The following is an 11,823-nucleotide window of genomic DNA, read 5'->3' on the forward strand; positions in this document are numbered from 1 at the left end:
CTGTATCCGATTTCGTCGCGGGAACGAGCACCGTCCGCCGGTGGAAGCGGTGGAAGGCTACCAGCGCCGCCCTCCTCCGCCGCCGGGACCGTGCCGCGCGGACGCGATTCCCAGGCGGAGGGCGCGCCGCGTCGGGCATCCCCCGGTGCGGAGAGGGCGTGTCGTATGCTGACCCGCGCGATCCCCGATCGCCCCTCCGGCCGCCTGCGCCGAGGACCCCCGACAGGAGACGCGCACGAGCATGGCACACGACACCCGGGCCGCCGTCCGCCCCGCTCCCGCCGCGGGCGCCGATCGCGAGCAGCCCCGGTCGACGCGGCGTCGGATGCTGGTGGAGCTCGGCCGGACCGCGCTGACCGCGGTGATCGCGACGGTGCTCGGCGTCCTCGCCCTGCGCATCTCGCCTTCGGACCTCGCCCTGCGGTGGACGGCCGGCGGCAACGACCAGATCCTGCACTACACGATCTTCGGAAGCGCTCAGGACGTCTTCCCCTACTTCCCGAACACGCAGCTCGGCTTCCCCGCCTCGCAGAACCTCCTGTTCTCGCCGCTGTTCGACCCGTGGTCGGCGCTCTTCGTCGCGATGGCCGGCCCCTTCGTGCCGAACGGCATCTGGGTGCTCAACCTGTACTACCTGGCCGGATTCGCGGGCATCGGCGCCACCGCCTACCTCTTCTTCCGGGCGCTGCGGGTCCGCCCGGCGATCGCCACGGTCTTCGGAGTCATCGGCGCCGTCCTCCCCTACCACTTCGTCCGCATCGACTACGGGCACCCGTTCCTGGCGAACTACTGGTCGGTCCCGCTGATCGGGATCCTGGTGCTCGTCGTCGCGGGTCCCGCCACCGATCCGGTGGCGCGCGTCGTCTCGGGGATATCCTCCGCTCGTCGGCGCCGGCTCGTCACCGCCGCGCTGCTGGTGGGGCTGTCCGCCGGAGTCGCCTGGACGGTCTCGTACTACTACGTGTTCGGCGCGATCGTCCTCGGCACCACGTGGGCGGTCTCCGTCGTCGTGACGCTGCTCCGGCGGCGCCCGCTGCGCGACCTCGCCTGGCCGACGTTCACCCTCGGATCGCTCGGGGTGCTGATCCTCGCGCAGGTCGCGCTGCTGTCCCTCGACTTCGGCGAGCGGTACACCAAGTACTTCTCCGGCCGCACGCCGCAGGAGTCGGAGTACTACGGCGGGAAGCTGCAGCAGCTGCTGCTGCCCTCGACCACGAGCGGTGTCCCGTTCCTCCGGGACCTCGCGAGGGACTACCAGAGCGAGACGCAGCTCGTGACGACCGGCGAGAACCCGTCGACCTCCGTCATCGCCCTGCTCGCCATCGTGCTCGTCCTGGTCGTCGTCCTGATCCGCATGCTCGCCGGCTCGTCGCTCCGACGCCGCGACGTGCAGCCCGCGTACCTGCGCTTCCTCGACGACCCCCGCGTCGGCGCGCTCACGGTCGCCTTCGTCTTCGCTCTGCTGTTCTTCATCGTCGGCGGCCTCGGCACGATGCTCGCGTACTACGTCAGCCCCGAGATCCGCGTGTGGTCGCGGCTGGCGATCGTCATCGACTTCCTCGCCCTGGGCGCCCTGGCCGTCCTCATCGACATGCTCGCGAAGCGGCTGCGTGCGCTCGTGCCGACGCTCGCGCTGATCTCGGTCATCGCGGCGGTCGATCAGCTCGCGGGCGTGAATGCGGCGGTCCCGATCGACCCGACGGACGACTCGATCCTCCGCCAGTTCACGACCACGATGGACCAGGAGCTGCCCGAGGGCTGCGGTGTCGCGCAGCTCCCGTTCAAGGGGTTCCCCGAGACGGGCCCGATCGGCGGCATGGGCGACTACGACGAGGGCCTGCCGTACGTCTACAGCACCGACGACGACCTGCGCTTCAGCTACGGCGCCGTCCGCGGCACCGAGGCCGGGGACGAGTGGAACGGCGCGACGACGCCCGAGGGCTTCGCCCAGGAGTTCCGCGACTCCGGTGCCTGCGCGATCCTGGTCGACACGGCCGCCTACCCCGACGACCCGCAGGCCTGGTCGACCCTCGTCGGCGCCGTCACCGACTCCGCGACCCCGTCGCTCACGAGCGAGGACCCGGCGAAGCGCTACCTGCTCTTCGTCCCCTGAGCCGCTTCACCGTCTGCAGGGTGTCCATCGGCTGAACGTCGGCGGTCCTGCTCCTGAGAACCGGCACCCACCTTGCAGGCTGTACCCCAGGTGGGGGCGGTAACTTCGGCATCACCGCGCCCGACCGGGTGCCGTCGGGACCACGCGGAGGAGCACCTGTGCCACGTTGGCTGCAGTCGCAGACAGTTCGATTCATGGTGGCGGGATCTCTGAACACGGCCCTCGACTTCCTGATCCTGAACGCGCTGTCGCTGCTGGTCGGCCTGCCGACCCTGCTGGCCAACGTCTTCTCGGTCCTGGTGGGCATCACGGTGTCGTACGGGCTCAACCACTACTTCGTGTTCCGGCACGAGGGCCGGCCCTCGTTCCGGACCTTCGCGAAGTTCTTCGCCGTGACGGGCTTCAGCTCGCTCGTGCTGCAGTCGTTGATCATCTACGGCTTCGAGGTGTTCTTCGACACCCGGTTCGGCACCTCGCTGCTGTTCCTGCCGAGTGCGGGCGAGAACGCCTTCCTCGCGATCAACGTCGCCAAGGCGGCCGCCGTGTTCGTCGGCCTTGTCTGGAACTTCTGCATGTACAAGTTCGTCGTCTTCAAGACCCCGGCCGTCGAGGCCCTCTCGGTCGGCGAGACCTTCTCTCCCGCCGCCGTCGCCGTCAGCACCGAGCCCCTGGACACGGTGCGCTGAGCCTCCTCGGGCCATCGCGAGCCGCGTGCTAGCCTCGTCGAGTTCTTCCGACGGGCTCCTCCGTCGACGCGTATCCCCGGAGGCTCTCATCGCCCGCTCGACGTTGCCCATCGCGGTCGTCGTCGTCACCCACTTCTCGGGCGAGGTGCTCCGCGCCTGCCTCGAGTCGATCCCGGAGGCGACCGAGCACGACGTCCGCGTCGTGGTCGTGGACAACGCGACCACCGACGACTCGGTGCGCACCGTGGTCGAGCGGCTGCCCCACGTGGTCTTCCACGAGACGGGCGAGAACCTCGGCTACGGCAGGGCGGTCAACTACGCCGTCGACCGGCTCGGACCGGAGTTCGAGTGGATCCTGGTGACGAACCCCGACACGGTGTTCCTCCCCGGCTCGATCGACGCCCTGTACGCCGCGGCCACCGCCGACGCGGGCATCGGCTCGATCGGCCCGCGCATCCTCGACTCCGACGGCAGCATCTACCCCTCGGCGCGGGCGCTGCCGTCGCTCGGCACCGGCATCGGCCACGCCCTGCTCGCCCACGTCTGGCCCGGCAACCCGTGGTCGGCCACCTACCGCCGCTCGCGCGCGGTCGAGACGCTCGAGCGAGGCAGCATGACGGCGGGCTGGCTCTCGGGAGCCTGCGTGATGGTGCGCCGGACCGCGTTCGAGCAGATCGGCGGCTTCGACGAGCGGTACTTCATGTACTTCGAGGACGTCCAGCTGGGCGACTCGCTCGGTCGGCTCGGCTGGTCGAACGTGTACCTCGCGGACGCGGTCGTCTCGCACCTCGGCGGACACTCGACGCGCCTGGCATCGGCGCGGATGCTCGCGGTGCACCACCGCAGCGCCTACCTCTACCTCGCGCAGAAGTACGGCGCCTGGTACCAGGCTCCGGTGCGGGCGGCCGTGCGGGTCGGGCTCGGCGCGCGAGTGACCCTGATGCGGCTCCGCCCGCACCGCTGACGGATCAGCGACCGAGTTCGAGGAGTCGGTTGAGGTAGGCGCCGTAGCCGCTCTTGACCAGCGGCGCCGCGAGGGCCGCGAGCTGGGTGTCGTCGATCCAGCCGTGGCGCCAGGCGATCTCCTCGATGCAGCCGATCTTGAACCCCTGACGCTGCTCGATCACCCGCACGAACTCCGTCGCCTCGATCATCGAGTCGAACGTCCCCGTGTCCAGCCACGCCGTCCCCCGATCCAGGACCTGCACGTTCAACGTGCCCGCCTCGAGGTACCGCTCGTTGATCGTCGAGATCTCCAGCTCCCCCCGCGCCGACGGCTCGATCGTCTTCGCATACCCCACGACCGCGTTGTCGTAGAAGTACAGCCCCGGCACCGCGTAGTTGCTCTTCGGTCTCTCCGGCTTCTCCTCGATCGACAGAGCACGGAACTCCCCATCGAACTCCACCACCCCGTACGCCCGCGGATCCGCGACCTGGTACGCGAAGATCACCGCACCCTCGATGTCCGTGTTCGCCGCCAGAGCCGTCCCCAACGCGGACCCGTGGAAGATGTTGTCCCCCAGCACCAGCGCCACCGAGTCGTCCCCGATGAACTCCTCACCGATCAGGAACGCCTGCGCCAACCCGTCCGGCGACTCCTGCACCGCATACGAGATCGACATGCCCAGAGACGACCCATCGCCCAGCAGAGCCTGGAACTGGTTGTTGTACTCCGGAGTCGTGATCACCAGCACCTCATCGATGCCCGCCATCATCAGCGTCGACAGCGGGTAGTACACCATCGGCTTGTCGTAGATCGGCATCAACTGCTTCGAGATGCCCTTCGTGATCGGCCACAACCGCGACCCCGAACCACCCGCCAGGATGATCCCCTTCATGAGGAGGCCCCGTCGAGCTCGGCGTAGAACGCGCGGGCCTCGTCCCAGGTCGGCAGGATGCCCGCCGCCTCGGCCTCGGCCAGGGTCGGCGCGTCGGTGTCCTTCGGCGAGAGCAGCAGCTCGCCGGCCTCCTCCGGGAAGCGCAGGCCGATCTGCTCGTCGAGCGGGTCGATGCCCTTCTCGCGCACCGGGTCGAAGGTCGCGTTGACGAGATAGGAGACGACCGCACCCTCCGTCAGCGCCACGAACGCGTGGGCGATGCCCTCGGCGATGTAGACGGAGCGGCGGTCGACGTCGTCGAGCAGGATCGACTCCCACTGGCCGAACGTCGGCGAGCCGACGCGCACGTCGATCACGTAGTCGAGCACCGCGCCCGAGAAGCACGACACGTACTTCGCCTGCGACGGCGGGATCTGCGCGAAGTGGATGCCGCGCACGGTGCCGCGCTTGGACACCGAGGTGTTGCCCTGCCGGAGCTCCAGCGGGTGGCCCACCTTCTCGGCGAGATGATCGAAGCGGTAGAACTCGTAGAACACCCCGCGATCATCGGGGAACTGGCGCGGAGTGACTTCGTAGACGTCGGGGATACCGAGCTCTCTGATCTGCACGGTCGCCAGTGTAACGAGAGCGTGTCCGGCGCCGTCACCGGGGGCCGGTGCGGCACCGCCCGCCGCCGACGGGGCTCCGGCATGATGTCGGAGTGACCTTCCTCATCACGGGCGCCTCCGGCATGCTCGGCACCGACCTCCGCACCGCACTCGGCGACCGCCCCTTCACGGCGCTCGGTCGCCGCGACCTCGACGTCACCGACCTCGACGCGGTCCGCGCCGCGGTCGCCGGCCACGACGCCGTGCTCAACTGCGCCGCCTATACGCGCGTCGACGACGCCGAGAGCGACGAGGCCCAGGCGCGCCGGGTCAACGCGCTCGGCGCCGGCAACCTCGCCGTCGCGGCGGCCGAGGTGGGCGCGGCGATCGTCCAGGTCTCGACCGACTACGTCTTCGACGGCTCCGCCACGAGCCCCTACGCCGAGTCGCACCCGCGCCGGCCGATCTCGGCGTACGGCCGCACCAAGGCCGAGGGCGAGGAGCTCGTCCTCGAGGCGAACCCCGACCGCGGCTACGTCGTCCGCACGGCCTGGCTCTACGGCGCCCACGGCGGGAACTTCGCGAAGACCATGGTGCGCCTGGCCGGCTCGCACGAGACCCTCTCGGTGGTCGACGACCAGCGCGGCCAGCCCACCTGGACGGGCGATCTCGCCGAGCGCCTCGTCGCCCTCGTCGACTCGGGAGCACCCGCGGGCGTCTACCACGGCACCAACGCCGGACAGACGACCTGGCTGGGCTTCGCCCGCGCCGTGTTCGAGAAGGCGGGTCTCGATCCCGAGCGGATCCGCCCGACCGACAGCGGCAGCTTCGTCCGCCCCGCCCCGCGGCCCGCCTACTCGGTGCTCGGCCACGACGGCTGGGCGGCCGCCGGCCTGCCGCCGCTCCGCTCGTGGCAGGACGCCCTCGCCGCCGCGCCGCTCGACGCGGTGACCCCGTGACGACCACCCTCCGCGTCGTGGTCGACCAGATGCTCGCCCGGGTCCCGGGCGGCATCGGACGCTACACCGAGGAGCTCACGCGCGACCTCATCAGCACGGCACCCCGCGACTGCGAGGTCGAGGCCGTCGTGTCGGCCCACCCGCCCGAGAAGGAGGAGGAGCTGCGGCTCCGCCTCCCCGGTCTCGCCCGGATCCACCGCCTGCACCTCGGCCGCCGCGAGCTCTCGCGCGCCTGGCAGTACGGGATCGGCATCCCGACCGGCGGCGGGATGATGCACGCCCCCAGCCTGTTCGCGCCGCTGCGCAGTCACGAGGGTCGCGAGGGCGAGCAGATCGCGGTCACGATCCACGACACAGTGCCGTGGACGCATCCGGAGACCCTGACCCCGCACGGAGCGAAGTGGCACCGCGCGATGGCGAAGCGGGCCCGCAAGTTCGCCGACGCCGTCGTCGTGCCGACCCACGCGGTCGCCCATCAGCTCTCGCAGGTGCTCGACTTCGGCGACCGGCTGCGCGTCATCGGCGGCGCGGTCGGCTCCTCGCTCGTGCTGCCCGACGACGCCGACGCCCGGGCCGAGGCCCTCGCGCTGCCCGACGAGTACGTGCTGAGCGTCGGCACCCTGGAGCCGCGCAAGGGCCTCGTCTCGCTGATCACGGCGTTCGGCGGGGCGTCCGCGCCCGAGATCCCGCTGCTGATCGTCGGGCCGACGGGATGGGGCGAGCTCGACATCGCCTCCGTCGCCGACGAGCAGGGCCTCGACGAGCACCGGGTGCGCGCGCTCGGCGTGCTCAGCGACGCCGACCTCGCGGTCGTGCTCGACCGGGCGACCCTCTTCGTCTATCCCAGCATCGCCGAGGGCTTCGGGCTCCCCGTGCTCGAGGCCATGCACTTCGGCGTCCCGGTCGTGCACTCGGACGACCCGGCCCTGCTCGAGGTCGCCGCCGACGCCGGAGTCGCGGTGGAGCGCGCCGACGCGAAGGACTATCCCGAGCGACTCGCCCTCGCGATGAGCAGCGTGCTCGGCGACACCGGACTGCGCGAGCGCCTGGCCGTCGCCGGCCGCGACCGCTCCCGCGCCTTCAGCTGGCGCGACTCCGCGGAGCGGGTCTGGGCGCTGCACGCGGACCTGTAGCCGCTGTCCGGGGGAGCCGGTTCTCACCGGGAACCGGCTCCCTCGGCGGCGGCAGGAGCTACTGCGCGGCGGAGTCGGGGAACAGCCCGTCCTGCACCATCGAGTGCACGACGTCGTAGTCCGGATCCTCGGGATCGACGGCCGGCGGCACCAGCTCGATCGCCTGCACCGGCTGCGACTTGGTCTTGAGCCCGAGCTGCACGAAGTAGCCGAGCATCCCCTGCGGCACGTCGGTCTTGATCACCTGCGACCCGGCCGAGGCCACGTCCTGGAACTTCGAGAGGACGTTGGCCGGCTCGAACTGCGCGAGCAGCGCCTCCTGGACCTGCCGCTGCCGCGCCATGCGGTCGTAGTCGCTCGTGGTGTACCTCGAGCGCGCGTAGGCGAGCGCCTGCTCGCCGTTGAAGTGGTACTGGCCCGGGTCGATCCACTGGTTGACGCCCTGCATCTCGCCGTCGGAGTCGGGGAGCCCGCCGAGGGGCAGCGGCTCGGTGCCCTGGTAGTCGACGTCGATGCCGCCGAGCGCGTCGATGAGCTGGGCGAAGCCCTCCATGTCGATCAGCGCGTAGTACTGGATCTTCAGCCCGAGGATCCCCTCGACCGCGTCCCGGGTGGCCTCGATGCCGGGCTCGCTGCCGTCCGCGACCGCCTCGGGGTAGAGGTCCGAGTCCTTCAGCTCGACCTCGGTGTAGACCGAGTTGAGTTTGCAGACGTCGACGTTGCAGTTGTCGGTGTTGTAGCCGTCGGGGTACAGCTCGTGCATCGGGCTGTCCTCGGGGAACGGGAAGTCGACGAACTCGCGCGACACTCCGATGATCGAGGCCGCGCCGCTGGACGCGTCGATGCTGACGACCGAGATGCTGTCGGGGCGCAGGCCGTCGCGATCCTCGCCCGCGTCGCCGCCGAGCAGCATCACGTTGTAGCGGCCGTCGATGGGCGCCTCGATCGCTCCGCCGCCGAAGATCGACGAGAGCGTGCCGCGCGTGACTCCGACGAGGTACGTGCCGTAGCCGGCCGTGCCGACCGAGACCGCCATCAGCGCGATCGTGGCGAAGGCGAGCACGCCGCGCATCCTCGGGCGGACCCGCACCACGCGGATCAGCCGGAGGGTGTCGAGGGTGAGCACCAGCCAGACGACGCCGTAGACGACCAGCGCCGCCTGCAGCGCCAGCATCGACAGATCGAAGGTGACCAGCGTGTAGAGACCGGCCGGAAAGACGATGTAGAGGACGACCGCGACGAGCAGCGCGATCCACAGTCCGAGGGTGAAGCCGAGGCCGAGGCGCCCGAGGCGGCGGTTGCCCGCGAGCACCTGCGCGGAGCCGGGGACGAGGAAGTTGCCCAGGAGCAGCCACCACGCGCGCCGCGTCATGAACGAGCGCGAGCGGACGTCCGGATGACGCAGCGGCAGCGTCATCGCCGTCACAGGCCGGCCACCAGTGCGGCGTCCTTGGCGGCGACCTGGCTCTCGAGGTCGGCCGCGAAGGCGTCGAGCCGAGCCGTCAGCGCCGGGTCGGCGGTCGCGAGGATCTTCACCGCGAGCAGCGCCGCGTTGCGGGCACCGCCGATCGAGACGGTGGCCACGGGCACTCCCGACGGCATCTGCACGATCGAGAGGAGGGAGTCGAGACCGTCGAGGCGCGCGAGGGGCACCGGGACGCCGATCACCGGCAGGGAGGTGACGGCCGCGAGCATGCCGGGGAGGTGGGCTGCTCCGCCGGCGCCGGCGATCACGACCTTCAGCCCGCGGGCGTGCGCGCCGCGGCCGTAGTCGATCATCGCCTGCGGGGTGCGGTGCGCCGACACCACGCCGACCTCGTGCGCGACCCCGAACTCCGTGAGGGTCGCGGAGGCGGCCTGCATGACCGACCAGTCGGAGTCCGATCCCATCACCAGGCCCACCAGCGGCGTGCCCTCGCCGACCCGCCCGCTCACGAGAGGTCTCCGAGGGGGCGGGCGGGGGTGGTCGTCTGGCTCGTCACCGCCCCATGCTAAGGGTCAGTCCGTGAGAACGGCCGCCGCGGCACGCGCCTCGTAGACCACCAGCTCGAGCTCGTCGCCCGTCGCGTTCACGTGGCCGACCTTGCGGCCGGGGCGCGGCTCCTTGCCGTAGTTGTGCACCTTGACGGCCGGGTGCTGGGCCAGGACGCGGGGGTAGCGGTCGGTCAGAGACTCCCCCACCGGTCCGCCGAGCACGTTCACCATGACCGTCCACGGGTCGCGGCAGCCGGTCGCTCCGAGAGGCAGGTCGAGCACCGCGCGCAGGTGCTGCTCGAACTGCGAGGTGGTCGAGCCGTCCATCGTCCAGTGCCCGCTGTTGTGCGGGCGCATCGCGAGCTCGTTGACCAGGATCCGGTCGTCCGTCGTCTCGAAGAGCTCGACGGCGAGCACCCCGGTGACACCCAGCCGCTCGGCGATCGTCTCGGCGATCTCGGCCGCCGCGGCGGCGACGCGGCCGGCGGAGGCGGGGGCCGGTGCGAACACCTCGGCGCAGACTCCGTCGCGCTGGACCGACTCGACGACCGGCCAGAGGATCGTCTCGCCGGAGGGGCGCCGTGCCACCAGCTGGGCGAGCTCGCGGCGGAAGTCGACGAGCTCCTCGACCAGCAGCGCTCCGCCCCGGCCGTCCTCGGCGAGCGCCTGGAACCAGTCGTCGGCCTCGTGAGCTCCGTGCACCACGCGCACGCCCTTGCCGTCGTAGCCTCCGCGAGCCGTCTTCACGACCGCGCGACCGCCGTGGTCCTCGAGGAACGCGGCGAGCTCGTCCGAGCTCGACACCTCGGCCCAGTCGGGCACCGGGATGCCGAGGTCGCTGAGGCGGCGGCGCATGAGCAGCTTGTCCTGCGCGTAGAGCAGGGCGTCGGGGCCGGGGTGCACGGCGACTCCCCGGGCGACGAGCTCGCGGAGGATCGGCTGCGGCACGTGCTCGTGGTCGAACGTCACGACGTCGACCGTCTCGGCGAAGGCGAGCACCGTCGCCTCGTCGCGGTAGTCGCCGACCACGGTCGCGGCGAGCGCCGCCGAAGCGCCCTCGCCCTCGGCCAGGACGGCGATCTCGATGCCGAGCTCGACCGCCGCGGGGATCATCATCCGGGCGAGCTGGCCGCCTCCGATCACGCCGACGCGCATGGCGTTCCTCCCTCTCCGCCCGGGCCCCCGGGCGGCTCCATGCTAGGGCGTGCCACTCACTCAGGGCCGACGGGGTCCGGCCATTCCGGAGCCGGGGCGGCGGCGATGGCCTCGCGGAGGACCTCGGCGGCCAGCTCGGGGTCGGGGAGGTCGCGCAGGACGAACACCTCCGCGCCGCCCTGCTCGATCGCGACGTCGGCGCAGCGCGCGATCCGCTGCGAGAGGCTCCGGCTGACGGTCACGGTCATCCGCGGGTCGAAGTCCAGCTCGGCCCGGCGCACGCGGAAGAGCCCGCGACGCGCGCGGAGACCGTGCTCCGAGATCCGGTAGCGGATCCCCGCCCAGCGGGCGGCACCGGGTGCGCAGAGCAGCAGCACGAGGACCGCGGTGCCCAGCGCGATGATCCAGCGCTGCAGCTCGAGTTCGAACTGAGCGGCGAAGTAGAAGCCCGACCAGGTCAGCAGGAGGAAGCCGACGACCGGCGCGAACGCCGTGCGGGCCCGCGGCGTGAGGCGGGCGAGCTCGCGCCCCTGATCGCGCGTCATCGGCGACCCGTCACTGCCGGAGGTGCGTGACGTCGCCCGCGGAGAACGAGCGGCGCTCCCCGCCCTGCTCGACGACGAGGCGCCCGTCAGCGTCGAGGTCGACCGCCGTGCCCTCGGCGGTGCTGCCGTCGGGGAGCTCGACGCGGACCGCGGCTCCGAGGGTGCCGCACGAGGCGCGCACGGCCGCGGCGGAGCCGGCCGCCTCGGCGTCGCCGAGAGAGAGGAGCGGAGCGAGCAGCGCCTCGAACTCGGTGAGGAACGCCGAGAGCACGGCGTCCGCGTCGGTGGTCCGGGCTCCGACGAGCGCGAGCGAGGTCGCCGTCGGCACCGGGAGCTCCTCGGCGTCGAGGAGGAGGTTCACCCCCGTCCCGACGATCACCCGCCCGTCGGGGAGCCGCTCGGCGAGGATCCCCGCGACCTTGCGGCCGTCGAGCAGGACGTCGTTGGGCCACTTGACCGAGACGGCGACGTCGACGAGCGGCGCGAGCGCTCGGGCGAGCGCGGTTCCGGCGAGCAGCGGGAGCCAGCCGAGGGCGACTGCGGACAGGGCCGCCGCGTCGACGAGGGTCGACGCCGCCAGGGTCCGCCCGGGCGGCGCCTGCCAGACGCGGCCGAGACGCCCGCGGCCGGCGCGCTGGTCGTCGGTGACGACGACCGACAGGTGCGGCCAGGCGGCGGGGTCGGCCGTCGCGCGCTCGCGCAGCTCGTCGTTCGTCGAGCCGGCGCTCTCGAGCGGGAGGAGCCGGGGCGAGACGGACCGGGAGAGCGGGAGCTGCATGCGGCCACGGTACCGGGCGCGATCCCCGGACGGCTCGGAGCCGCTCGCACCCGGC

12 protein-coding genes are annotated in these 11,823 nt (G+C 71.7%); 5 read left to right on the top strand and 7 right to left on the bottom strand.

All coding sequences use genetic code 11. The features are described from left to right. The first annotated feature begins 241 nt into the window (after positions 1 to 241). The 3 genes from GRS92_RS12190 (at position 242) to GRS92_RS12200 (ending at position 3,763) form a co-directional block, all read left to right on the top strand. Positions 242 to 2,113 carry a hypothetical protein gene (locus GRS92_RS12190; RefSeq protein WP_159856686.1) on the top strand — a complete coding sequence of 624 codons (1,872 nt, stop codon included), beginning with the start codon at positions 242 to 244 and terminating at the stop codon, positions 2,111 to 2,113. Between the two features lie 194 nt (positions 2,114 to 2,307). After that, a complete protein-coding gene (locus tag GRS92_RS12195; RefSeq protein WP_159856688.1) occupies positions 2,308 to 2,799 on the top strand; it encodes a GtrA family protein in 492 nt (163 codons plus the stop codon). A gap of 103 nt (positions 2,800 to 2,902) precedes the next feature. Beyond that, positions 2,903 to 3,763 carry a glycosyltransferase family 2 protein gene (locus GRS92_RS12200; protein WP_235021990.1) on the top strand — a complete coding sequence of 287 codons (861 nt, stop codon included), beginning with the start codon at positions 2,903 to 2,905 and terminating at the stop codon, positions 3,761 to 3,763. 4 nt (positions 3,764 to 3,767) lie between these two features. On the opposite strand, the gene rfbA is transcribed toward GRS92_RS12200, so the two are convergent. Beyond that, positions 3,768 to 4,637, bottom strand: a complete 870-nt coding sequence (rfbA, locus tag GRS92_RS12205; protein ID WP_159856690.1) for a glucose-1-phosphate thymidylyltransferase RfbA — start codon at positions 4,635 to 4,637, stop codon at positions 3,768 to 3,770. After that, positions 4,634 to 5,245 (bottom strand): dTDP-4-dehydrorhamnose 3,5-epimerase family protein, encoded by a 612-nt coding sequence (locus tag GRS92_RS12210; protein WP_159856692.1) that lies wholly within the window; start codon positions 5,243 to 5,245, stop codon positions 4,634 to 4,636. The genes rfbA and GRS92_RS12210 overlap by 4 nt, the downstream gene beginning before the upstream one ends. Before the next feature lie 92 nt (positions 5,246 to 5,337). Between GRS92_RS12210 and rfbD the strand changes: the two genes are divergently transcribed. After that, complete coding sequence (gene rfbD, locus GRS92_RS12215; RefSeq protein ID WP_159856694.1) at positions 5,338 to 6,183, top strand: dTDP-4-dehydrorhamnose reductase; 846 nt, start codon at positions 5,338 to 5,340, stop codon at positions 6,181 to 6,183. Then, positions 6,180 to 7,316 carry a glycosyltransferase family 4 protein gene (locus tag GRS92_RS12220; protein ID WP_235021992.1) on the top strand — a complete coding sequence of 379 codons (1,137 nt, stop codon included), beginning with the start codon at positions 6,180 to 6,182 and terminating at the stop codon, positions 7,314 to 7,316. Before rfbD ends, GRS92_RS12220 begins: the two co-directional genes overlap by 4 nt. Positions 7,317 to 7,374: 58 nt before the next feature. Here GRS92_RS12220 and GRS92_RS12225 read toward each other — a convergent pair whose 3' ends face one another. The 5 genes from GRS92_RS12225 to GRS92_RS12245 all read right to left on the bottom strand — a co-directional run bounded on the left by GRS92_RS12225 (position 7,375) and on the right by GRS92_RS12245 (position 11,768). After that, on the bottom strand, positions 7,375 to 8,733 hold the full coding sequence (locus GRS92_RS12225; protein WP_159856974.1) for an LCP family protein: 1,359 nt from the start codon (positions 8,731 to 8,733) through the stop codon (positions 7,375 to 7,377). A gap of 5 nt (positions 8,734 to 8,738) precedes the next feature. Beyond that, complete coding sequence (gene purE, locus GRS92_RS12230; protein WP_159856976.1) at positions 8,739 to 9,206, bottom strand: 5-(carboxyamino)imidazole ribonucleotide mutase; 468 nt, start codon at positions 9,204 to 9,206, stop codon at positions 8,739 to 8,741. Between the two features lie 108 nt (positions 9,207 to 9,314). Then, on the bottom strand, positions 9,315 to 10,445 hold the full coding sequence (locus GRS92_RS12235; RefSeq protein ID WP_159856696.1) for a 5-(carboxyamino)imidazole ribonucleotide synthase: 1,131 nt from the start codon (positions 10,443 to 10,445) through the stop codon (positions 9,315 to 9,317). A 56-nt stretch (positions 10,446 to 10,501) separates the two neighbouring features. Continuing rightward, positions 10,502 to 10,990, bottom strand: a complete 489-nt coding sequence (locus tag GRS92_RS12240; RefSeq protein WP_159856706.1) for a PH domain-containing protein — start codon at positions 10,988 to 10,990, stop codon at positions 10,502 to 10,504. Positions 10,991 to 11,000: 10 nt separating this feature from the next. Continuing rightward, entirely contained in the window at positions 11,001 to 11,768 is a 768-nt protein-coding gene (locus tag GRS92_RS12245; RefSeq protein WP_159856708.1) for a biotin--[acetyl-CoA-carboxylase] ligase, read from the bottom strand. Positions 11,769 to 11,823: the final 55 nt, after the last annotated feature.

Origin of the sequence: Rathayibacter sp. VKM Ac-2754 (assembly GCF_009807095.1) — a bacterium.
Classification (GTDB): Bacteria; Actinomycetota; Actinomycetes; order Actinomycetales; family Microbacteriaceae; genus Rathayibacter.